Origin of the sequence: Dechloromonas sp. TW-R-39-2 (assembly GCF_016864195.1) — a bacterium.
Taxonomy (GTDB): Bacteria; Pseudomonadota; Gammaproteobacteria; order Burkholderiales; family Rhodocyclaceae; genus Azonexus.
Genome location: NZ_CP045202.1, coordinates 2508364 through 2532234, shown reverse-complemented (window position 1 = coordinate 2532234; position 23871 = coordinate 2508364). Strand labels below are relative to the sequence as shown.

Annotated in this window: 21 protein-coding genes; 19 read left to right on the top strand and 2 right to left on the bottom strand. The window is 57.4% G+C overall.

Going from position 1 to position 23871, the window contains the following annotated elements; all coding sequences use genetic code 11:
• Positions 1-118: 118 nt before the first annotated feature.
• Positions 119-1792, top strand: coding sequence for a cytochrome D1 domain-containing protein (locus tag GBK02_RS12225; protein WP_203466933.1), 1674 nt, complete (start codon positions 119-121; stop codon positions 1790-1792).
• Positions 1793-1965: 173 nt separating this feature from the next.
• Complete coding sequence (locus tag GBK02_RS12220; RefSeq protein ID WP_203466932.1) at positions 1966-3378, top strand: PLP-dependent aminotransferase family protein; 1413 nt, start codon at positions 1966-1968, stop codon at positions 3376-3378.
• A gap of 44 nt (positions 3379-3422) precedes the next feature.
• Here GBK02_RS12220 and GBK02_RS12215 read toward each other — a convergent pair whose 3' ends face one another.
• Entirely contained in the window at positions 3423-3728 is a 306-nt protein-coding gene (locus tag GBK02_RS12215) for a hypothetical protein (protein WP_203466931.1), read from the bottom strand.
• 2 nt (positions 3729-3730) lie between these two features.
• Positions 3731-4336 carry a cytochrome c oxidase subunit 3 family protein gene (locus GBK02_RS12210; protein WP_203466930.1) on the bottom strand — a complete coding sequence of 202 codons (606 nt, stop codon included), beginning with the start codon at positions 4334-4336 and terminating at the stop codon, positions 3731-3733.
• 202 nt (positions 4337-4538) lie between these two features.
• Here GBK02_RS12210 and GBK02_RS12205 point away from each other — a divergent pair, with 202 nt between their 5' ends.
• The 17 genes from GBK02_RS12205 (at position 4539) to GBK02_RS12125 (ending at position 23859) form a co-directional block, all read left to right on the top strand.
• Positions 4539-5054 (top strand): phasin family protein, encoded by a 516-nt coding sequence (locus GBK02_RS12205; protein WP_203466929.1) that lies wholly within the window; start codon positions 4539-4541, stop codon positions 5052-5054.
• An 85-nt stretch (positions 5055-5139) separates the two neighbouring features.
• On the top strand, positions 5140-5364 hold the full coding sequence (locus GBK02_RS12200; RefSeq protein WP_203466928.1) for a hypothetical protein: 225 nt from the start codon (positions 5140-5142) through the stop codon (positions 5362-5364).
• Positions 5365-5479: 115 nt separating this feature from the next.
• Positions 5480-5671 (top strand): hypothetical protein, encoded by a 192-nt coding sequence (locus GBK02_RS12195; protein WP_203466927.1) that lies wholly within the window; start codon positions 5480-5482, stop codon positions 5669-5671.
• A 32-nt stretch (positions 5672-5703) separates the two neighbouring features.
• A complete protein-coding gene (locus tag GBK02_RS12190) occupies positions 5704-6102 on the top strand; it encodes a hypothetical protein (protein ID WP_203466926.1) in 399 nt (132 codons plus the stop codon).
• A gap of 118 nt (positions 6103-6220) precedes the next feature.
• Positions 6221-6604: a dihydroneopterin aldolase gene (locus GBK02_RS12185; RefSeq protein ID WP_203466925.1), complete on the top strand. Its 384-nt coding sequence runs from the start codon at positions 6221-6223 to the stop codon at positions 6602-6604.
• A gap of 32 nt (positions 6605-6636) precedes the next feature.
• A complete protein-coding gene (locus GBK02_RS12180; protein WP_203466924.1) occupies positions 6637-7155 on the top strand; it encodes a dihydrofolate reductase in 519 nt (172 codons plus the stop codon).
• A gap of 65 nt (positions 7156-7220) precedes the next feature.
• Positions 7221-10208: an EAL domain-containing protein gene (locus tag GBK02_RS17020; RefSeq protein ID WP_203466923.1), complete on the top strand. Its 2988-nt coding sequence runs from the start codon at positions 7221-7223 to the stop codon at positions 10206-10208.
• A 76-nt stretch (positions 10209-10284) separates the two neighbouring features.
• Entirely contained in the window at positions 10285-10971 is a 687-nt protein-coding gene (locus tag GBK02_RS12170) for a TetR/AcrR family transcriptional regulator (protein ID WP_203466922.1), read from the top strand.
• Between the two features lie 37 nt (positions 10972-11008).
• Entirely contained in the window at positions 11009-13363 is a 2355-nt protein-coding gene (locus GBK02_RS12165; RefSeq protein WP_203466921.1) for an acyl-CoA dehydrogenase, read from the top strand.
• 2 nt (positions 13364-13365) lie between these two features.
• On the top strand, positions 13366-14652 hold the full coding sequence (locus GBK02_RS12160; RefSeq protein ID WP_203466920.1) for an acetyl-CoA C-acetyltransferase: 1287 nt from the start codon (positions 13366-13368) through the stop codon (positions 14650-14652).
• A 2-nt stretch (positions 14653-14654) separates the two neighbouring features.
• The gene (locus tag GBK02_RS12155; RefSeq protein ID WP_203466919.1) at positions 14655-15599 is read left to right on the top strand and encodes a DegV family protein; all 945 of its coding nucleotides are present in this window, start codon (positions 14655-14657) and stop codon (positions 15597-15599) included.
• A 12-nt stretch (positions 15600-15611) separates the two neighbouring features.
• The gene (locus tag GBK02_RS12150; protein ID WP_203469389.1) at positions 15612-17522 is read left to right on the top strand and encodes a 3-hydroxyacyl-CoA dehydrogenase NAD-binding domain-containing protein; all 1911 of its coding nucleotides are present in this window, start codon (positions 15612-15614) and stop codon (positions 17520-17522) included.
• 136 nt (positions 17523-17658) lie between these two features.
• On the top strand, positions 17659-18966 hold the full coding sequence (locus GBK02_RS12145) for an OmpP1/FadL family transporter (RefSeq protein ID WP_203466918.1): 1308 nt from the start codon (positions 17659-17661) through the stop codon (positions 18964-18966).
• 159 nt (positions 18967-19125) lie between these two features.
• Positions 19126-21525, top strand: a complete 2400-nt coding sequence (locus tag GBK02_RS12140; protein WP_203466917.1) for a 3-hydroxyacyl-CoA dehydrogenase/enoyl-CoA hydratase family protein — start codon at positions 19126-19128, stop codon at positions 21523-21525.
• Positions 21526-21545: 20 nt separating this feature from the next.
• The gene (locus GBK02_RS12135; protein WP_203466916.1) at positions 21546-22745 is read left to right on the top strand and encodes an acetyl-CoA C-acyltransferase; all 1200 of its coding nucleotides are present in this window, start codon (positions 21546-21548) and stop codon (positions 22743-22745) included.
• A gap of 29 nt (positions 22746-22774) precedes the next feature.
• Positions 22775-23290, top strand: coding sequence for a DUF4442 domain-containing protein (locus tag GBK02_RS12130; RefSeq protein ID WP_203466915.1), 516 nt, complete (start codon positions 22775-22777; stop codon positions 23288-23290).
• Positions 23287-23859: a chalcone isomerase family protein gene (locus GBK02_RS12125; RefSeq protein WP_239003012.1), complete on the top strand. Its 573-nt coding sequence runs from the start codon at positions 23287-23289 to the stop codon at positions 23857-23859. The genes GBK02_RS12130 and GBK02_RS12125 overlap by 4 nt, the downstream gene beginning before the upstream one ends.
• Positions 23860-23871: the final 12 nt, after the last annotated feature.

Sequence of the window (23871 nt, the reverse complement as noted above, 5' to 3'; positions counted from 1 at the left end):
GATCTGTGTTGATTGAGCTGTTGCGCTGCATGGTCCAATTGCCGCAACAAAAAAACGTCCGAAGCAGGCGCCGAATTGATTCCCAACAGTCCTGTTTTTCATCACAGAGGGACTGAAAATGCATAAATTACTTTCATCAACCTGGGGGCTGTTAAGTCTCCCACTCATGGTTTCATCGGCTTTTGCCGCCGATGTTTCCGGATTGTCCGACGAGGCAAAGGCAGCCAGCGCCAAAATCTACTTTGAGCGTTGCGCGGGTTGCCACGGTATGTTGCGCAAAGGCGCTACCGGTAAAAATCTTGAACCCAGCTGGGCCAAGAAAGAGGCCGATGGGCGCCAGATCGAAGGCGGGACGATCAAGCTGGGTCAATCTCGTCTTGAGAAGATCATTGGCTATGGCACCGAAGGCGGCATGCCGAATTTTGACGACATCCTGAGCAAGGATGAAATCAGGAATATGGCCGCTTACATCCAGACCGCACCCGATTCTCCGCCGGAGTGGGGACTGAAGGATATGCGCGCCTCATGGAAGTTGCATGTGCCGGTTGACCAGCGTCCGACCCGCAAGATGAACAAGGTCAATCTGAACAACATTTTCTCGGTGACCTTGCGTGATGCCGGGGAAGTGGCTTTGATCGACGGGGATACCAAGAAGATCTGGGGCATCGTCAAGACAGGTTATGCCGTGCATATTTCGCGGATGTCGCTGTCCGGTCGTTACATCCACGTCGTCGGCCGTGATGGCCGTCTGGACATGATTGACCTGTGGTACGAAAAACCGACTGTGGTCGCCACCATCAAGGCCGGCCTGGAGTCGCGCTCGGTTGAAACGTCAAAAGCCAAGGGGTACGAGGACAAGTACGCCATCGTCGGATCTTATTGGCCGCCGCAGTACACCATTCTTGATGGCCTGACGCTGGAGCCCTTGAAGAATATTTCGACCCGGGGCGTCACTGTCGATGGTGATTATCATCAGGAGCCTCGTGTTGCTTCCATCGTTGCTTCAACGACCAAGCCCGAATTCCTGGTCAGCGTGAAGGAAACCGGCATGGTCAAGATGGTCGATTATTCCGATCTGACCAACCTCAAGGAGGTGACGATCAATACCGCCAAATTCCTGCACGATGGTGGTTACGATTCGACGCAGCGATATTTCATGGTAGCGGCCAATGCTTCGAACAAGATTGCCGTGGTCGACGTCAAGGAAGGCAAGTTTACTGCGTTGGTCGACACCGCAAAAATTCCTCATCCGGGGCGTGGCGCCAATATCGTGCACCCAAAATTTGGTCCGGTCTGGGCGACTTCTCACCTTGGGGCTGATGTCATCACGTTGATCGGCACCGACCCCGAGAAGAATCCGCAGCATGCCTGGAAGGTCGTGCAGGAGTTGAAAAACCACGGGGCCAATTCGTTGTTTGTCAAAACGCATCCGAAGTCGGACAACCTGTGGGCTGACTCACCGCTCAATCCTGATTCAAAGCTGGCCGGATCGGTCACTGTCTACAAGATTTCTGAACTGGGTCAGCCTGATCCAAAGCCGGAAATCATCGATGTGGCCGCTGCTGCGAATCTCGGTAAAACCAAGGGCATCCAGCGGGTTGTTCAGGGCGAGTACAACCAGAATGGCGATGAAATCTGGTATTCGGTCTGGACCGGCAACAAGGTTGAACCCTCGGCCATCGTTGTGATCGATGACAAAACACGCAAGGTCAAGGCGGTCATCAAGGATAAACGACTGGTGACGCCAACTGGCAAGTTCAACGTCTATAACACGCAACACGACGTTTATTGATCATTTGCTGTCTTCGACCGGAAGGTGTGCCTATCTCCTGGCAGTCCCCCGCCTTCCGGTCTCTTTTTTCCCTCAGCAGAGGGAAAGATATGTGGGCGTGTGTCACTATGCTCGCCTGATTCACCGCATATCCTGCAGAGAGCCGCTGCACCTTGTTTTCCTTGAGTGAGCCGATGGGTCTTTATCAAAGCCTCGCATTTGAAACAGAAAAATTGATCAGCGATGGCGTATTGATGGCCGGTGATCGCCTGCCTTCGGTTCGCCAGGTCTGTAAATCGCGCAATGTCAGCCCTGTCACAGTCACGCAGGCTTATTATTTGCTGGAAAGTCGTGGCCTGATTGAGGCGCGACCGAAGTCCGGTTATTTCGTGCGCGCCCGTCTTGGGCAGCGCCTGCACGAACCCGAAATGAGTCATCCCGTAAGCAACTCGACTGAGTTGCAGGTGAGCGATTTCATTTTCCAGATACTGAACAGCGTCAAGAACCCTTCCGTGGTTCCGCTTGGCTCCAGTTTTCCGAGTCCCTATTTGTTTCCGCTGGATAAATTAGGTCGCTTCCTGGGCCAGGCTGCACGCAAATTTGATCCGATTTCCACGGTGACCGACTTGCCGCCCGGAAATGAGGAATTACGTCGCCAGATCGTGCTGCGTTATTTGTCGCGCGGTGCTGTTGTACCGACGGATGAAATTGTCATCACGTCCGGTGCTATGGAAGGGCTGAATCTCTGCCTGCAGGCAGCGACGTCGCCGGGCGACCTGATTGCCATCGAGTCACCTACTTTTTATGCCGGCTTGCAGGCCAGCGAGCGCCTGGGCCTGAAAGTGATCGAAATTCCCTCGCACCCGCGTGAAGGCATCAGTTTGGAGGCTTTGGAGGATGCCTTGCGTCGCTATCCGATCAAGGCCTGTTTGTTGATGCTTAATTTCGCAAATCCAACCGGCAGTCTGGTTTCCGATGCGCGAAAGAAATACCTGATCGATCTGCTCGGCCGGTACGATGTGCCGCTCATCGAGGATGATGTTTACGGTGAGTTGTACTTTGGCTCACAAGCTCCTTTATGCAGCAAATCGGAAGCCAGGACCGACCATGTCATGCATGTTTCGTCTTTTTCAAAATGCCTGGCACCCGGTTACCGGATCGGCTGGGTGGCTGCCGGGCGTTATACGGAAAAAATCGTTCGCTTGAAGCTGTCGACCACATTGGCCACGACGATTCCTGTGCAGATTGCCATGGCCGATTTCCTGAAAAATGGTGGCTATGATCACCATTTACGTCGCTTGCGGCAGCAGTTGGCAGTTCAGGAGTCGGTTTTGATCGATGCCGTTGAGCGTTATTTTCCACCTGAAAGCAAACTGGCTCGGCCTGTTGGTGGCTATTTCATGTGGATCGGCTTGCCTGATCAAGTCGATGCATTGAAATTGCACAAGATGGCTCTGGATCAAGGGATCAGCATCGCGCCCGGCCCGATTTTTTCTGCCAAGCGCGAGTTTGCCAACTGCATTCGCCTCAATTACGGCTACCCCGACTCCGTGCAGCAGCAGGCTGCAATTGCTACATTGGGGCGACTGATTTCAGCTCAACTCTGAGCTTTGCCGGGGAAGGGCGGGCAACTCTTGCCTGATTTCAAGCGTCAAAGTGTTGCCCAGCTTGCAAACTGGCGCCCCCAAAATATCGTCAGCAGAAGTGCGATAGGGGTGAAGGCGATGAATGCGCCCATGACTCGCCGGATGAACGGGTGAGCCAGTTCGGTTTCAATGAAGTGATGTGCAATTAACCAGCCTTTCACGCCAATGATGGCAGCGACCAGAAGTTGCAGCCAGGCGGCACCATGCAGCCATTGCCCGAGAAAAGGACTGAGCAATGTCAGTCCAACCAGGGTGGACCAGGCATAAAACAGGGGCGTGATGGACGAAGAAGGGGTTTGCTTGGTAGTCATTTTCAGGCGAGTACGTAGAAGAATGGAAAGATGACAAGCCAGATGATGTCGGTGGCGTGCCAATAACAGGCGAGTGCCTCAAGACCCGCGTAATCGTCTGTTGAGTATCCTCCCGCCAAATGACGGGCGAGCACCCACAAGATGCCAAGAATGCCCCAGGTGGCGTGAACCAGATGATTGAACGTCAGGTAGTAGTAGACCGTAAAGAAAATGCCGGATTCGCCATTGATGCCATGGGCGAGATTCCATTGGATTTCGAAGTATTTTGCGATTGGATAGCCGAGCGCCATGACGAGCCCAGCGACTAACCAGTAAAGAGACCGGCGTTGATGACCGGCCCGCATGCTGGCTACCGAGCAGGCGATGAAGAAACTGCTGGTTACCATCAATAGCGTGATGACTGTCCCGGAAAGCCGCGAGAGCTTTTCGGCACCTTGTTCGAACGATTCAGGAAAGTGAGCGCGTGCGACGAAATAGACGACAAACAACACGACGAATTCGACGAATTCACAGGTAATGCCAACCCAGATTCCCTTGTTGCCGGGAATGCGTTCTTTGTATTCTGCTCCGGAAGGAGCGTCACTTGCTGCCATTGCCATGGTTGTCATATTGCTTTGCCTCAGTTGATTCGCTGATTTTCGTTCCTGGGCAAAACAAGGAACAGATACAGAGAGGATTGTTTGCAATAGGCACAGCTTTTATCGCGCTTCACCTGGTATTTCCAGATTAATTGCTGCGGTGCACAATTTGTTCGGAATGTGGTTTATACTTACACCCGAACTAAACCAATCCTCTTTCTGGAGACTATTCATGTCGATCAATACCGAGCAATTCGCTGCTGCCAACAAGGCTACCGTTGATTCCCTGCTGTCTGTTGCCAATACCGCCCTGGCTTCTGCCGAGCGTATTGCTGCCCTGAATCTGAACGCCGCTCGCGCTACGCTGGAAGATGCTGCATCCGGCGTGAAGTCGGTTCTCAGCGCCAAGGATCCGAAAGAAGCCCTGGCAGTCCAGTCTTCGCTGGCTCAACCGGCTGTTGAAAAGGCTGTTGCCTATTCGCGTTCGGTTTATGAAATTACGCAACAAACCCAGCAGGAACTGGCCAAGATGGTTGAAGCTCAGTTCGGTGACTTCCAGAAGTCCGTAGCTGGCATGGTTGAGCTGGCTTCCAAGTCTGCTCCGGCTGGTTCGGAAAGCGCCGTTGCTGCCATCCAGAACGCCATTGCTGCTGCCAACTCTGCTTTTGGCAACATGAATTCGATGGCCAAGCAGTTTGCCGATGCTGCCCAGGCAAACATCGCTGCCGTGACCAAGAAATCCAAGTAAGAAATTCTCGGGTTCCCCGAATAGCAGGGCCCCGCGAAACTTGCGGGGCTTTTTTCATGGTGCAAGCAATAAAAAGATTAAATAGATGAATCATCCGACAGAAACCGGATCAGTTTTGCCTGAAGAAGATCTTGATGCACAGGTCGACCGCATGCTTGAGGCTGCAATGGGTGGATTGACTCCGCATCAACTGCTGGTGCAGGCATCGCTGGCTGAAAGTGCCAGTGTTGAAGAAAAGGCTGCCGCGATTGCAAAAAATCGGGAGCGGGCGCTCAAGCTTCTGGCCGTGCTTGAGAAGACGCAGGGCTAACTGATGCGGTGTTTGTATTCGTACATGCCTGATTGCTTCCGACCCGAGAAATTCTGCTGGAAGATCTGAACGGATGGTGTAAAGTCAGATTAGAAGTGTTTGCTCAGGAGGATTTATGGACATCAAATCGGTAACTTCCAATATCAGTGCTTATACGGGTGCCGCCAGTCAGTCTCAGCAGGTACAACAGGCTGAGCGTCGTGAGCCACGGCAAGAGGAGCAGGTCGAGCGCAAGGAAGAAGCACCCAAAGCGGTCACCAATGCCGAAGGGCAGAAAACGGGTAGTGTCATCAACGTCACTGCCTGATTCGGAGGGGGCTAACTCAAGCCTTTAAGGACATGTCAGTTACGGCTACTTCCGGTATGCAGTCGCTTGGCAGTGTTGTCTGGGCCCAGCTTCAGCAACAGCAGGCCCAGCGCAATGCAGACCAGGCCGAGCAGAAAGCCCGCTCGCTGCAGGAGAAGGCCCGTGATGCCCAGTCTGTGGCCGATCTGGCGGAAGACAAGGCGCGCAACATCAAGGTCGAGTCCGACCAGGCCCAAGGGCAGGCCAGCGATGCACGGCAGGGGTTGGCATCGCTGAAGTCCCTTGGCGAAGTACAGGGTGATTTGAGTGCATTGCGCAACCAGCTTGCTTCTACGCCGACGGATACCGCCGAAGCCGGGGGGCAAAGTCCGGCCCCTGTCGTCAATTCATCGGGCCAGACGACTGGAACATTGCTCAATGTGACGGCATAGACAGATTCTCCCTGCATTTGAAATGGCGCCTGGTGCGCCATTTTGTTTTTACCGAAAACGATGCCTCTGGTATCTTCGGCCAGCTCTCGATGATCGGGCGAATTAAAGGAGTTTGTACGTGTTAGCCAATCACTGGTGTGCATCTGTCGATGCCACAATTCAATTGCGGACGGGCTGCAATCCGCTTGAAAAGCACGGCCCGCAGGCGGTTGTCGTTCACGCCGATGCCTGGGCTCCGATTGATGCCGTTGCGAATCCGCACGATATCCGGCAGGTTGTCGATTATGAGGTCATTTTTCTGGCCATTCGCCGGCTTGAAGAAAATGCGCATTGCGAATGCCTTGAATCGAGCATCCTTGAGGTGATGGATGCGATTTTCTCGATTGCGATTGTTACGTCGGCCTTCATTTCAATACACAAACCGCATGTTTACAACGGTCAGGGGACGCCGGCCATTTCTCTCTCAATGACACGGGAGCAATGGGCGAAGATGCGGTCATGATTTCTGCCATTGCCGCCGTGGCCAGCAACGGCATGCTGGGTCTGGATGGATGGTTGCCCTGGGATATTCCGGAGGAGCTCGCTTTTTTCGAGCGGACGGTAGCCGGGGCCGCGCTGGTTATTGGTCGTTTGACCTATGAATCGATGGATGTTGTCCCGGAGGACTCGTTCATCGTGACACGACAAACCAATCTCCGTTTGCGGCCTGGTTGTACGCGTGTCAATTCCGTCGAGGAAGGTTTGTTGACCGCGGCAGCCACAGGGAAGCCGGTTTTCGTGATTGGTGGTGCCTCGGTTTACGCTGCGGCCTGGCCTTACTGCCAGCGTTTCTATCTGACGCGTATCGACCGCCCGTTTGATGGCGATACGCTTTTCCCGGCGAGTATTCCTCTTGAAGATTGGGCACTTGTCAGCAATCTTGCTCAAACTTATCGGGAAAGAAAGAGCAATACCGATGTTCTTTGTCGTTTTCTCCAGTATGAGCAGCAAAAGCCTCGCATTCCGGTGATTCAAGATTGCAATTCGGCAGAGGCTAAATCAGAATCTGCTTAACAAAACTATAAAGATATCGGGCGATGCGAGACGTGCCGCAAAAAAAATCCCGGCCTGGACATCAGTTGTGGCTTGCACTTGCCGCACTTGCACTGAGCGGCTTCGTTCTGTTGGGTTATGTTCTCTGGTCGGCATACCATGAGATCTGGAGTGAGGCCCGGGGCATGGCGCAGGGGCATGCGGAATTACTTGAGTCGCGCTTTGACGCAACCTTGCGTCGGGTCGATGCCAATCTCGACTCCCTCGTTGCCAAAATCCCACGAGAGGCGCTTGATATCAAGGCTGCACCACGTTTCAGGCAAATTCTTGAAGCGGACATGGCGCGTCACAAGCAATCGTTTGACGAACTGGCCGGTTTTCGTGTGCTCGATGCGGATGGCAATGTTCTATATATCACCGGGGGCGGAGAGTACACAAACCTGAAGGACCGTTCTTATTTTCGTACTCTGCGGAATACCCCGGGAGCCGGTATCGTTTTTTCCGAGGTGCTCAAGTCACGGATCACTGGGCGGGATGTCCTGATTGCTGCCCGACCGATCACTGCGCCGGACGGTCGTTTTCTGGGGGTAGTCAGCGCAGCGGTCGAACTAGACTTCTTTGGCCGTTTATTCCGCTCGGTACATCTTGGCGTATCAGGCGCTTTGGCGATACGTCGGCTTGAAGACCATAGCCTGATTGTTCGCCAGCCACCGGCGCCAGCTGAAATCAACCGCTCGCTGGGGGAGAAGCACCCGGTTTATCTGGCCTTGGTCAATGGCGAGCGCCAGGGGGTGCTTGAATTCAACTCGCAGGCTGATGGCGTGAAGCGTATCTACGCTTATCGTGCGCTCGATAAATATCCGTTTTATGTACTCGCCGGGCTGGCTGAAAGCGATGTCATGGCTGCATGGCAGCAGCGTGCTTATCTGGTGGGTGGGCTCGGAGGCATTTTGTTCGGCTGCCTGGGGCTTGTTCTTGTCTGGCTGTTTCGCGCCCAGGCGCGCGAGGTGCTGGCAGCCGAGGCCTTGCGGCAAAACCGCGATCAGCTCAGTGCGGCGCAACGAATCGCCCGGGTTGGCAGTTGGGAAGTCGAATTGCCCACGGGTCTGGTGACCTGCTCCGACGAACTTTTCCAGATTTATGAAATTCAACCGCCGACAACGGGGGCGAGGTATGAGGCTTTCCTGGCCCAAGTTCATCCTGAAGAGCGGAGCGTGGTCGATAAGGCGCTGAATGATGCGATTGCTCGTCGTGAGCCGCTGGAGCTGAAATACCGTCTGCTGATGCCGGATGGGCGGATCAAATACATTTTGGGACACAGTGAGGCAATCTATGACGCCGATGGCAAGCCATTGCGTGTCATGGGAACCTCGCAGGACATTACCAGCCAGCACCAGATGGAAGCACAGATGCAGCTACTGGCAACGGCTTTTCAGTTCAGCGGCGAGGCAATCCTGATCACCGACCGGGATAATCGGATTGTCACGGTCAACCCCGCGTTTACGCGGTTAACCGGATATTTGCCCGAGGATGCGATGGGCCGGAATCCCAGTTTTCTCTCAGCCGGTCGGACAACGAGTGCGCAGTATCGGGAAATGTGGGATACGGTGCTGGCAACCGGCTTCTGGCAGGGCGATATCTGGGATAGGCGCAAGGATGGCGGTATTTATCCCAAATGGATGTCTCTTTCGCTGATTCGTGACGATGCAGGCGAGGTGCGTTACCACGTTGCTCACTTTACTGATGTATCGAGCGAGCGGGCGGCAGAAGCCAAGCTGCACCACATTGCCCATCATGACGTACTGACCGGCTTGCTCAACCGTTTCAGCCTCAAGGGCCGGCTCGATCAGGCGCTGGCCGCTGCTCGCCGGGAGGGCGGAAGAGTGGCTTTGCTGTTCATCGACCTCGATCGCTTCAAGCTGATCAACGATACTCTGGGGCATCACGTTGGCGATTTGTTGCTGATTGAAGTCGCGGCCCGCTTGAGTCGTGGCGTCCGGGACAGCGATGTCGTGGCTCGGCTGGGAGGGGACGAATTCGTCATCATGCTTTCCGGTATCGAACATACGACCTCCGTGGCCGGTGTGGCCGAGAAACTGGTGCGTAGCGTCGGTGATCCTTATTTGATCGAGGGCCATGATCTCTACACGACGCCGAGTGTCGGCATCGCCATCTTTCCGACGGATGGTGACGATGGCGAAGTGTTGATGAAGAATGCCGATGCGGCGATGTATCACGCCAAAACTGCGGGGCGTAACAACTTCCAGTTTTTTGATGCAAAGATGAACGATGCGGCGGTCGAAAGGCTGAAAACCGAACACAGCTTGCGACTGGCGCTGACGCGCAACGAATTCTGCTTGCACTTCCAGCCATTGATCGATGTGCGCAGCGGCCGCGTTGCCGGTGTCGAAGCGCTTGTCCGCTGGCAGCATCCGGAACACGGTCTGACTGCGCCCGGAAAATTCATCGGCATTGCCGAGGAAACCGGTTTGATCCAGCCATTGGGCGAATGGGTGTTCTGGGAAGCCTGTCGCCAACTGGCTGCGTTCACGCAGGCCGGTATCCGCAATGTCAAAATGGGGGTCAATATTTCCGCCATCCAGATGCGCAACGGCAATCTGCCCATTCTGGCCAAGGGGGCCATCGAAGCGCTGGAAATCAATCCGGCCGACCTGGTCTTTGAGATTACCGAATCCGTTGCCATGCAACATCCGGCAGAAACGGTTCGTATCCTGGATTTGCTGCACGACATGGGTATTTCCCTGGCGATCGACGATTTCGGGACGGGCTATTCCTCGCTCAGCTATTTGCGCATGTTCCCGATTGACCATATCAAGCTGGATCGCTCCTTTGTCGAGGAGATCGGGCAGGATGGTGACGGGGCGGCAATCTGCAATGCCACGATCGGGCTGACGCACAGCCTCGGCTTGAAGCTGGTGGCCGAGGGCGTTGAAACGCAAGCCCAGTTTGATTACCTGCGCAGCCAGGATTGCGATCTGGTACAGGGCTTCCTGTTCAGCCGGCCGGTTCCGGCCGAGGATGTAATCGCGTTCATCAAGCAACGAAATAGCTGATTGTTAAAAAATAACTTGCGTTAGCCATGGGGGTCACCTATGATTCAAACGAACGTATGAATCATAGGTGACCCCCATGGCTGAAGCCCGAACTGTCGATACCCGCGAACGCATCCTCGATGCGGCAGAGCATCTTTTCATGGCACATGGCTACGAAGGAACGTCGATGCGCCAGATTACCGGCGGTGCCGGCGTTAACCTTGCTGCGGTCAACTATCATTTTGGCTCCAAAGAGTCGTTGATGCAGGAAGTTTTTCATCGGCGACTGGACTGGTTGAACGAAGAGCGCATGCGCGTTCTGAATGCACTCGAAAAAGAAGCGGCCGGCAAACCGCTCAAGCCCTCGCAAATTGTCGATGGGTTTTTTGGCACCCTGTTGCGCATGGCCGATGACGAAGAGCGGGGCGGTATTACCTTCCTGCGCCTGCTGGGCCGCACGCTGACCGATCCGTCCGAGTTCATTCGCACTTTTCTGGCCCATGAATATGCCGAAGTGGTTGATCGCTACAAGGAAGCCCTGTTCATCGCCTTGCCGGATGTGCCCAAGGCCGAGATTGTCTGGCGCTTTCACTTCATGCTCGGTGCGACTTCGTACGCCATTGCCGGGACCGATGCGCTGCGCCTGGTGACCGACTGGCAGATCGAGGATGAAGACTCGACCGATCGCCTTGACCGTCTTGTTCCGCGCCTGATGTCCTTCCTGCTTGGTGGCTTGCGCGCTGCCTTGCCTCAATTCTCTGATGCTGCGGTCGACAGCAAATAATCGACCAAAACCAAAAAGACCTTAAAGGAGACAGCACATGTTCAACAACCTCATCCCTCTGCTGGGTTTAGTCGCCCTGGCGGCTTTGGCCGGGCTGATCATCGTTCGGCCATTGCGCCGGGCGCTGATCAGCCGGCCCCTTTTTTCCACCTATCGCAAGGTGCTGCCGCAGATGTCGGATACCGAGCGCGACGCGCTGGAAGCCGGTACGGTCTGGTGGGAAGGGGAGTTGTTCCGTGGCAAGCCGGACTGGAAAAAACTGCATGCCTATCCGCAGCCCAAGCTGACGGCCGAAGAACAGTCCTTCATGGACAACGAAGTTGAAGAAGCCTGCCGTCTGGTTGATGACTGGAAGGTGACGCACGAACTCTACGACCTGTCGAACGAGACCTGGCGCTATATCAAGGACAAGGGTTTCCTTGGCATGATCATCCCGAAGAAATACGGCGGCCTCGAATTCTCGGCCTATGCCCATTCGCAGGTTGTCACCAAGCTGTCGACCCGCTCTTCGGCGTTGTCGGTTTCGGTCATGGTGCCGAACTCGCTCGGCCCGGCCGAACTGTTGCTGCACTACGGTACCGAAGAACAAAAGAATCACTATCTGCCGCGTCTGGCCAGGGGCATCGAGGTGCCGGCCTTTGCGCTGACCAGCCCGTGGGCCGGTTCCGATGCCGCTTCGATTCCCGATGCCGGTGTCGTCTGCAAGGGCATGTATCAGGGCAAGGAAGTGCTCGGCATGCGGGTCAACTGGGACAAGCGTTACATCACGCTGGCACCGGTTTGTACGGTCTTCGGTCTGGCTTTCCATCTTTATGATCCGGACGGCCTGCTCGGCGACAAGAAGCACATCGGCATCACCTGTGCGCTGGTGCCCTACGATCATCCGGGCGTCGATACCGGGCGTCGTCACTTCCCGCTCAACGCCATGTTCATGAATGGTCCGACGCGCGGCAAGGAAGTCTTCATGCCGCTCGAATTCATCATCGGCGGGCCGAAGATGGCCGGGCAGGGCTGGCGCATGCTGATGGAGTGCCTGGCTGCCGGGCGTTCGATTTCGCTGCCGTCCTCCAATACTGGCATGGCGCAAATGACGGCGCGTGCCGTCGGTGCCTATGCCCGCGTCCGCAGCCAGTTCAAGATGGCGGTCGGCAAGTTCGAAGGCGTCGAGGAAGGTTTGACGCGGATCGGTGCCTACACCTACATGATGGATGCCGTGCGCAAGATGACGGCTGGTGCGGTCGACCTCGGCGAAAAGCCGTCGGTCGTTTCGGCCATTGCCAAGTACCACGTTACCGAGCGCGCTCGTCAGGTGGTCAACGACGGTATGGATATCGTCGGCGGCAAGGGCATCTGTCTTGGCCCGTCGAATTTCCTCGGCCGCGCCTACCAGCAGGTGCCGATCGGCATCACCGTCGAAGGCGCCAACATCCTGACCCGTTCGCTGATCATCTTCGGACAGGGGGCGATTCGCTGCCATCCGTATTTGCTGGCTGAAATGCAGGCCGCCCAGAATCCTGATCTGAAAAAGGGTCTGGTCGATTTCGACAAGGCACTGTGGTCGCACGTCGGTTTCACTATTCGCAATGGCCTGCGGACTTTGTGGCTGGGCATGACCGGTTCGCACTTTGTCTCGGTCAACGTCGATACAGCCCCTGAAATGAAGCGTTACTACCAGCAGATGACCCGTTTCTCGACGGCCTTTGCCTTCATGTCGGACATCTCCTTGCTGGTGCTCGGCGGTAGCGTCAAGCGTCGTGAAAAACTGTCGGCCCGTCTCGGCGACATCCTGTCGCAGATGTACCTGATTTCCTGCACGCTCAAGCGTTACGAGGAAGAAGGTCGCAAGGCCGAAGATGCGCCGCTCGCCCATTGGGCGATCTGGGATGCGATGTACAAAGCGCAACAGGCATTCGATGGCGTCATCGCCAATTTCCCGATCCGCTTCATTGCTGCCTTCCTGCATCGTTCGATTTTCCCGTGGGGCCACCCGTACGTTGTGCCATCCGACGATGTCGGTCACCAGGTTGCCAAGGCCCTGATTTCGCCGTCTGCCACCCGTGACCGCCTGACCGCCGAATGTTTCGTGCCGATGGTAGAAAGCGAGCCGGTTGGCGCCATCGAACTGGCCCTGAACGCGACGCTCGAAGCCGAGGCGATTGAAGCCAAGATCCGTACTGCTGAAAAAGACGGCAAGTTCGCCAATAATCCGCTGGCCAATGTGCGCGATATCGCCATCGTTGCCTTTGAATATGGCGTGATCAACGCTGCCGAATTTGAGGTGATGAGGCGTCGCAACCACCTGCGCGACATCGTGGTGCATGTCGATGATTTCCCCTTCGATTACAACGTCGCGACCGCCAACAAACCGGCTCAAGACCGGATGGCAGCCTGATCATGGGCAAGACGATTTACGTGGTCGACGGCGCACGGACGCCGTTTTTGAAGGCGCAGAAAGGGCCGGGGGCGTTTGCCGCCTCCGACCTGGCGACCCAGGCCGGACGTGCCTTGTTGCTGCGTCAGCCTTTCCTGCCGAGCGATCTCGACGAAGTCATTCTCGGCTGTGCCGCACCGTCGCCAGATGAAACCAATATCGGCCGGATGGTTGCGCTGCGTCTCGGTTGCGGTAAAAAAATGCCGGGCTGGACGGTGATGCGCAACTGCGCTTCCGGCATGCAGGCCATTGATTCGGCCATTGCCAACATTCAGTGCGGCCGGGCCGAGCTGGTGCTGGCCGGCGGCGTCGATGCGCTGTCCCGCGCGCCGCTGTTGTACTCCGATACGATGGTCCGCTGGTTTGCCGGCATGATGGGCATGCGCACGATGGGCCAGAAAATCGGCCATTTCATGAAGCTCAAGCCGGGGGCGCTGCTTTCACCGGTGATCGGCCTGATGAAGGGCCTGACCGATCCGGTGGTCGGCCTGCTGATGGGCCAGACGGCTGAAAACGTCGCCTGGCGCTTTGGCATCAATCGTCAGCAGATGGATGAATTTGCCTTGCGTAGCCACCAGCGCGCGCTGGCCAGCCGGCAAGCCGGCCATCTTGGCGAAATCGTGCCGGTGGTCGACGGTGCCGGCAAGGTTTATGCCGAGGATGACGGCGTGCGGGCCGATGCCAGCATGGCCGGTCTGGCCAAGCTGAAACCTTTCTTCGACAAGAAGTACGGCAACATCACCGCAGCCAACAGCTCGCAGATTACCGATGGTGCCGCCTGGCTGATCCTGGCTTCGGAAGAGGCGGTCAAGAAGTGGAACCTGAAACCGCTCGGGCGCATCGTTGATAGCCAGTGGTCCGGTCTTGAGCCAGAACAAATGGGCCTCGGCCCGGTGCATGCCTCGACGCCGCTGCTGCAGCGTCATGGCTTGAGCCTGAACGATATCGATGCCTGGGAACTGAACGAAGCCTTCGCGGCGCAAGTGCTTGGCTGTCAGGCGGCGTGGGCCTCCGATGATTACTGCCGTGAGCAACTGGATTTGCCGGCGGCGCTGGGCAAGGTGGATGACGCCAAGCTTAATGTCGATGGCGGTGCCGTTTCGATCGGTCATCCGGTCGGTGCCTCCGGTGCGCGTATCGTCCTGCATTTGCTGCATGTCCTGCGTCGCCAGAAGGCGAAGCGCGGCATTGCAACCATCTGCATCGGTGGCGGCCTGGGCGGCGCCATGCTGGTCGAAGCGGACGCCTGATCGTGCGCATCGGCATCGTTGTCGATTCGGCCTGCGATTTGCCGAAGGACTTCCTGACCGAGAACGGCATCATCGTGATGCCGATCACGCTGCGTTTTGGCGAACTGACCATTGAGGACAGGCGCGATCCGCTCGAAACCCAGACTTTCTACGCCAGCCACCTGGACCGGAAAAGCGAGGATTTCGCCGAGTCGATTCCCTACTCGGTCGAGCAGATCGAAAAGCTCTTTCTCGAACGGCTGGTGCTCGATTTCGATTACGTTTTCTGCCTGACCATCACCAGCACGCGCAGCCCGATTTTCGATCACGCGATGCAGGCTTCACGCGCCATCTTGACCAAGTACAAGGAAATTCGCCGCCAGGCCGGGGTGCCGGAACGTTTCGGGCTGGCCGTCATTTCGACGCGCAACCTGTTCACCGGGCAGGCTGTGCCGGTAGCCGAGGCTGTCCGGCTGATCCGCCAGGGCGGTACGCCGAGTGAAATCGGCGCGCGCCTGAAGCACTGCGTTGAACACACGCACACCTATCTGGTCCCGGCCGATCTGTTCCACATTTACAAGCGTGCCTCGAAGAAGGGCGATACCAGCCTGAGTTGGGGTAGTTACACGCTGGGCTCCTGGCTGGACGTCAAACCGGTGCTGCACTGCCATCGCGATCTGACTTCCACGGTCGACAAGGTCCGCGGCTTCGAAACCGGTGTTGGTCAGCTTTTTGCCAAGGCCGCACAGCGCATCGAGGCGGGCCTGGATGCGCCGTGGATTTGTATCAGTTATGGCGGTTCGCCCGCTGCTGTCAGCCGTCTGCCGGGTTATGCCGCACTGGCCGCCCGTGCGGCTGAAAACGGGGTCGAGATCCTGGTTTCGCCGATGAGCAAGACGGCGGCGGTCAATGTCGGTCCGGGCGCCTTGTCGCTGGCCTTTGCTGCCTCCGGGCACACCACGCATTAAAGAAAGCACATGATGAATCTGAATCTTCAACACTGGCGTGTCGAGCTTGATGCCGAGGGCGTCGCCAGCGCCATTCTCGACAAGGCCGGTGAAACGGCCAACTCCCTGTCGGTCGCCGTGATGGGCGAACTCGGCAAGATACTCGATGCCTTCGAAAAGCAGCCGCCCAAGGCGCTGATCTTCCGCTCCGGCAAAGAGGCAGGCTTCATCGCCGGGGCCGACATCCAGGAATTCACGCAGCTCGATACTGCCGAAAAGGGCAGGGCGCTGGTCGAGCGCGGCTGGACCTTGTTCAATCGTCTTGCTGCGGTCAACTACCCGACACTAGCCATTATTCGTGGCCATTGTCTGGGTGGCGGTCTGGAACTGGCACTGGCTTGCCGTTATCTGCTGGCGGTTGATGAGCCGGCGACCAAAATGGGCCTGCCCGAAGTCATGCTCGGTATTTTCCCCGGTTGGGGTGGCATGCTGCGTTTGCCACAACGGGTTGGCCCGACGGCGGCGATGGACATGATGCTGACCGGCAAGACGATTGATGCCAAGCGGGCCAAGCGCATGGGGCTGGCCGACGAGTGCGTGCCGCCGCGCGTCATGGATGCCGCCGCCCGCCAACTGGTGTTGTCCGGCCAGCCACGCCGTGCCTTGCCGGTCATGCAGCGCTTGCTCAATGGTCCGCTCAAGGGCGTCGTGGCCAGCGGAGCGCGCAAACAGGTGGCGAAGAAAGCTCGTCCCGAACACTATCCGGCGCCTTATGCCATCATCGACATCTGGGCCAAGCACAATGGCAATGCACTGGCCTCGCCGGCCATCATCGACCGCATCATCAGTTCGCCGACGGCGCGCAATCTGGTTCGGGTTTTCTTCCTGCAGGAACGGCTGAAGGGATTTGGCAAGGCGTCCGATTTCAAGGCGCAGCGCGTCCATGTCATCGGTGCTGGTGTGATGGGCGGCGATATCGCTGCCTGGTGCGCCCTGCGCGGAATGACCGTGACCTTGCAGGATCAGAGCCTGGAGCGAATGGGGCCGGCATTGCAGCGGGCCAGCAAGCTGTTCGCGCGTCGTCTGCGTGACCCGCTCAAGGCGCGTGCCGCCTTCGACCGCCTGATTCCCGATGTCAACGGTGACGGTGTGGCGCATGCCGATGTGGTGATCGAGGCCATTTTCGAAAATGTGGCCGCCAAGCATGCCTTGTTCAAGGTGATCGAGCCGCGCATGAAGCCCGGCGCCATTCTGGCCAGCAATACGTCCAGTCTCAAGCTGGAAGACTTGCGCATCGCACTGAAGCGGCCGGAACGGCTGGTCGGCATCCATTTCTTCAATCCTGTCGCGATGATGCCGCTGGTTGAGGTCGTTGTTGCGCAAGGGGCCGATGATTCTGTTGTCCAGGCAGCCTGCGCCTTCGTTCGCCAGATCGACAAGCTGCCCTTGCCGGTGCGCAGCGAACCCGGTTTCCTGGTCAATGCGGTGCTGGCGCCCTACATGCTGGCAGCGATGCGCGCGGTCGACGAAGGAATTTCGCCCGAAACGGTTGATGAAGCCATGTTGGCTTTTGGTATGCCGATGGGCCCGATTGAGTTGATTGACACGGTTGGGCTGGACATCGCCATGGCCGCCGGCCAGCAATTGGCGGGTGGGGCCGAGGCGCCACGTTGCTTGTTGGCGCGTGTTCAGCAGGGGCAACTTGGCAAGAAATCGGGGCAGGGTTTCTATCGTTGGGCGGAAGGCAAGGCACAGAAGGCGGCGCCCGGAGGCGTGCCACCCGGTCTGGCGGCCCGCCTGGCCAAGCCGCTGATTGACCGAACCGAGCAATTGGTTGCCGATGGCGTGGTTGCCGATGCCGAACTGGCGGATGCCGGGGTGATTTTTGGCACAGGCTTTGCACCATTTACCGGTGGTCCGCTCAATTTCCGTCAAGCCAGGTAAAAATTTGTTGTTTTTACCCAACATACGTTTGAAATAGATGCAGATAAAACAGCATTTCAAACGCTTGTTTGAGATTTAATCACCACAGTAGTTCCGGGATGCATTCCCAAACATAAACAAAACAGGAGACAAATCAATGCACAACAAATTCGCCCCACGCCTGATTCCAGCGCTCATGGCTCTCGCTTTTGCCGGTTCTGCAAGTGCAGCCGGTTTCCAGTTGCTTGGCGAGCAAGGCGCCAGTGGTATCGGTAATGCCGGCGCCGGTTCGGCTGCCGTTGCTGAAAATGCCAGCACTGTTTTCTACAACCCGGCAGGCATGACGCAATTGCAGGATCGTGAAATTTCGGTCGGTGGCACTTTCGTCAAGACCAATTTCAATTTTAGCGATGGCGGCTCCAGCGTCGGTGTGTTGAATGGTACGGGTGACGGCGGTAATGGTGGCGGCCTTGGTTTTGTGCCGAACATGTACGGCTCCTGGGCGCTGACCAAGGACATTTATCTCGGCCTCGGTATCGGTGCACCGTTCGGTCTTCGCACCGAGTACGACAATCCGTGGATTGGCGCGGCTCAGTCGGTGAGCTTCGATATCAAGACACTCAATATCAATCCTTCGATCGCCTGGCGTGCCAACGACCGCGTTTCTCTGGGTTTCGGTCTCAACTGGCAAAAAATTGAAGCCGAGTACATCCGCGCAGCAGCAGTCAGCTCTGCTGGTGCTGCCGGCTCGACCGTCAAGCTCAACCTGAGCGACGATGCCTGGGGCTGGAATGCCGGTGCTTTGTTTACCCTGGCGCCTTCGACCAAGCTGGGTGTTTCCTATCGCTCGGCGATCAAATACGAAACCAAGGGCGATGTCTCGATTTCGAGCAACGGTACTGCTGCTGCCACCGCCACCACGAATGGCTTGATTGCTGCCGGTCGCGCCAGCGATACCAAGGCATCGATCAAGTTGCCGGATACATTCATTCTCAGCTTGACCCACAAGGCCAGCGACCAGTGGGAACTGCTGGGTGATGTTTCCTGGACGGGCTGGAGCTCGATTCCCAAGGTCGACATCATTCGCACCTCGGGGCTGCTGAACGGTCAGACCGCCCAGACGCTGGATACCAATTTCCGCGATACCTGGCGCTTTGCCGTTGGTGCCAACTACAAGGTCAACGATGCCTGGAAGCTGAAGATGGGTATTGCCTACGACCAGACCCCGGTCAAGAGCGCCGAGCATCGTCTTGTTTCCATGCCGGATAACAACCGCACCTGGTTCAGCGCCGGTGTTCAGTGGAAGCCAAGCAAGACGACGGCCGTTGATGTCGGTGGTGCCTACCTCTACGTCAAGGATGCTGAAATCAACAATAACCAGAGCACGGATGGTCGTGGGCTGGTCAAGGGGACGTATGCCGACAGCGCCATTCTGCTGGGTGCTCAGTTCTCCATGGCTTTCTAAAACAGTTTCTTTTGCACTCTCTTCACACCCCGGCTGGTCCGGGGTTTTTTTTTGGAAAAAACCTGAAAAACCAGTTGACCGCAGAAGTCTGTTATCTATAATTCAAACGTTCGTTTTATTTAAACGAAGTCGTATAAAAGACACCTAAAGGAGAATCGCTTGAACAAGCTGATCGTAAAGAAAGCCGCCGTGCTGGGCGCGGGCGTGATGGGGGCGCAGATTGCTGCGCACCTGGCCAACGCCAATGTGCCCGTCGTGCTGTTTGACCTGCCGGCGAAAGAAGGAGACAAGAACGGTATCGTCAAGAAGGCCCTCGATGGCCTCAAGAAGCTGGACCCGGCGCCGCTGGCGAGCAAGGGCAAGCTCAAGTTCATCGACGCTGCCAATTACGACGAACATCTGCCGCTGCTCGCCGAGTGCGATCTGGTGATCGAAGCCATTGCCGAACGCATGGACTGGAAGAACGATCTCTATGCCAAGATTGCGCCGCACCTCGGCGCCAACACGATCATCGCTTCGAATACCTCCGGCCTGTCGATGAATGTGCTGGCCCAGGGGCTGCCGGAGTCGGTTCGTCCGCGCTTCTGCGGCATCCACTTCTTCAACCCGCCGCGCTACATGCACCTGGTTGAAATCATCGGCACTGAAAGCACCGATGGCAGCACGCTGGATGCGCTGGAAACCTGGCTGACCTCGCGTCTCGGCAAGAGCGTGATCCGTGCACTCGATACACCGAACTTTGTCGCCAACCGCATCGGCGTCTTCTCGATTCTCGCCGTCATGCACCACACCCAGGCTTTCGGCCTCGGTTTCGACGAAGTCGACGCACTGACCGGCCCGAAGATCGGCCGCCCGAAGAGCGCCACCTACCGCACCGCCGACGTGGTCGGCCTGGATACGCTGGCCCACGTCGTCAAGACCATGCAGGACACGCTGCCGAACGATCCGTGGCACGCCTATTTCACCTCCCCGGCGTGGTTGACCGCGCTGATCGGGCAGGGGGCGCTTGGCCAGAAAACCCGTTGCGGCATTTTCCGCAAGCAGGGCAAGGAAATCCAGGTGCTCGACCTGGCCGCCCAGGATTACCGCAAGTCGGCCGGCGAAATCGCTGAGGAAGTCGGTGCCATCCTGAAAATCCGCAACCCGGCCGAGAAGTTTGCTGCCTTGCGTGCTTCGGCGCATCCGCAAGCCCAGTTCCTGTGGGCGATTTTCCGCGACATCTTCCACTACGCCGCCGTGCAGCTGGAAAACGTCGCCGACAATGCGCGTGACCTCGATCTCGCCATGCGCTGGGGCTTCGGCTGGTCGCAAGGCCCGTTCGAAACCTGGCAGGCGGCGGGTTGGGCTGATATTGCCCAGGCCGTTGCCGCCGATGTCGCTGCCGGCAAAGCCATGAGCAATGTTGCACTGCCGGCTTGGGCGCTGGAAAGCGGCCGGACCGGCGTGCATGCGCCGGAAGGTTCCTACTCGGCCCGCAAGAATGCTTATGTGCCGCGCTCGTCGCTGCCGGTTTATCAGCGCCAGTATTTCCCTGAACGCGTTCTTGGCGAAAATGCTGCAACGCCGGAAAAGTCGGGCGAGACGCTGTATGAAAACGACGGCGTGCGTTTGTGGTGTCTGCCTGCGGTCGACCGCAAAATTGGCATCATTTCGATCAAGTCGAAGATGCACACCATCGGCAATGAAGTTCTTGATGGCGTGATTACTGCCGTGCGTCAGGCTGAGCAGACGCTGGATGGCGTGGTTGTCTGGCACGAAGCGCCGTTTGCTGTCGGGGCCAATCTGCAGCAAGTTGGCGAAGCTTGTGCCGCCGGCCAGTTCGACCTGCTTGAGCAGACCGTCGAGAAATTCCAGCGTGCTTCGCAGACGCTGAAGTATGCGCAAGTGCCGACCGTCGCTGCGGTTCAGGGCCTGGCGCTGGGCGGTGGCTGCGAGTTCGTCATGCATGCCGCCAAGCGCGTCATGGCGCTGGAAAGCTATGTCGGCCTGGTCGAAGCCGGTGTCGGCCTGATTCCGGCCGGTGGCGGTTGCAAGGAATTCGCTGCCCGCGCTGCGGACTGGGCTGCCCAGTCGGGAACGCCGGGTGAAGTCTTCAACTTCCTGCAGCCGGTGTTCATGACCATCGCCATGGCCAAGGTCGCCAAGAGTGCGGTTGAAGTGGTTGATTTCGGCTTTGCCAAACCTTCCGACACCATCCTGTTCAACGCCAACGAACTGCTTTGCGTTGCCATCAAGGAAGCGCGTGCCATGGCCGATGCCGGTTATGCACCGCCGCCGATGGCCCGTGCCGTTCCGGTTGCCGGCAAAAACGGTATCGCCACCTTCGAGATGATGCTGGTCAACATGAAGGAAGGCGGCATGATTTCCGCCCACGACTACAAGGTTGCCCGTTCGGCTGCCGTTGCCCTGTGCGGCGGCGAAGTCGAAACCGGTAGCCTGGTCGATGAGGAATGGCTGCTGACTGTCGAACGTCGTCTTTTCGTCGATCTTCTGAAAACCCCGGAAACCCAGGCACGCATCAAGCACATGCTGGAAACCGGCAAGCCGCTGCGCAACTAATCGGGCCAAGGAAAAATATCATGAGCAAACAGATTCAAGACGCCTACATCGTTGCTGCGACCCGTCTGCCGGTCGCCAAGCGTAACGGCATGTTCAAAAATGTACGGCCGGACGACATGCTGGCCGAAGTGATTCGCGCCGTGGTTGCCCAGGTGCCGGGTGTCGATCCGGCGCTGATCGGCGACGTGATCGTCGGTTGCGCCATGCCGGAAGCCGAGCAGGGCATGAACGTCGCCCGTATCGGCCTGCTGCTGGCCGGTCTGCCGATTACCGTGCCGGGTATCACGATCAACCGCTTCTGCTCCTCCGGGGTGCAGGCGGTGGCCGATGCCGCTAACCAGATTCGCCTCGGCCTGGCCGATGTGATGATTGCCGCCGGTACCGAGTCGATGTCGGTGATGCCGCAGATCATGGGCAACAAGATGTCAATGAACCCGGCCATCTTCAGCAAGGAAGAAAACCTGGGAATCGCCTACGGCATGGGGTTGACCGCGGAAAAGGTCGCCCAGCAGTGGAAAATCAGCCGCGACGAGCAGGATGCCTTCGCCCTGGCGTCGAACCAGAAAGCCTGTGCCGCGATTGCTGCCGGCCACTTCAAGGCTGAAACGACGCCTTACACGATTCGCGAAAGCCTGCCCGACCTCAAGTCCGGCAACATCAAGCTGCGCGAACGCATCGTCGATACCGACGAAGGCCCGCGTGCCGATGCTTCGTTGGAGCGTCTCGGCAAGCTGAAACCGGTCTTCCATGCACGCGGTTCGGTGACGGCGGGTAATTCTTCTCAGATGTCGGATGGTGCCGGTGCCGTGATGCTGGTTTCCGAGAAAATCCTGCGCGAACACAACCTGACGCCGCTGGCCCGCTTTGCCGGTTACGCCGTTGGTGGCGTGGCGCCGGAAATCATGGGGATCGGTCCGATCGCTGCGATTCCAAAGGTGCTGGCCCAGGTCGGCATCAAGCAGGATGACCTCGACTGGATCGAACTCAACGAAGCCTTTGCGGCACAGTCGATTGCCGTGATGCGCGAACTGGGGATCAATCCGGACAAGGTGAACCCGCTCGGCGGCGCCATCGCCCTCGGCCATCCGCTCGGTGCAACCGGTGCCATCCGTATCGCCACGGCAACGCATGGTCTGCGTCGCACCGGCGGCAAGTACGGCATGGTGACCATGTGTATCGGTACCGGCATGGGTGCGGCCGGCATTATCGAACGTCTCTGACGGTCGACCGTGCAAAAACAGGAAAAACGATGAAACCCGCCTGGCTGGCTAAACTTTCGCCATCCTGGCGGGCGCGCATGGTGCGCCTCGGCTTCAATTTCCATCCGGCATTTCGTGGCACCGGCGGGCGGGTTGTACATGTGGCGAAGGATCTTCGCCATATCCGGATCAGCCTGTCGCTCAACTGGAAAACCCGCAACATTGTTGGTTCGCTCTACGGTGGTTCGCTCTTTGCAATTACCGATGGGGCGCATCCGATGATGCTGATGGCGGCGCTGGGCGATGGTTACATCGTCTGGGACAAGGCCGCCAGCATTTCCTATAAGAAGCCGGGTTACACCACCTTGTATGCCGATTTTTCGATGCCGGCCGAGGAGATTGCCGAGATTCATCGCCTGCTCAAGCAGCATCCCGAACTTGACCGGACTTACCGCGTCGAACTCAAGGATGAGCACGGCACGGTGCATACCGTGGTTGAACGAACTGTCTATATTGCCGACAAAAATTATTACCGGCAGAAAAACACCGAAGGAGACAAATCATGATTTCGCATTCTGTGCGGATCGCAACCCTTGCTGCCGCCTTGCTCGCCATTCCTGGCCTGCATGCGGCCGAAGTGGCTGGTGTGACGATCGACGAAAAAATCAAGGTCGGTAGCAGCGAGTTGGTGCTGAATGGCGCCGGCTTGCGCAGCAAGGTGTTCATCAAGGTTTATGTCGGGGCCTTGTATGTCACCCAGAAGTCGGGTTCGCCGGCCGGTTTGCTCGATGCGCCGGGGGCTCGCCGAATGAGCCTGCGCCTGTTGCGCGATATCGATGCGGATACGCTCTACGGTGCATTGCGCGACGGTCTGAAGGACAATAACAGCGAGACCGATTTGGTGGCGCTCAAAAGTGCCATCGATCAGTTTGCCGAAATCATGAAGAAAATCGGCAATGCGCGTAGTGGCGATACGGTCGCCATCGATTTCACGGCTGAGGGCGTGGCGGTCAGCTTCAATGGCGAAGCGCGCGGCAAGGTGGCCAATGCACCGTTTGCCCGTGCCTTGCTCAAGGTCTGGCTGGGCGATCATCCGGTCGATGCCTCGCTGAAGAAAGCATTGCTCGGTAGCTGAACAAAACAATAA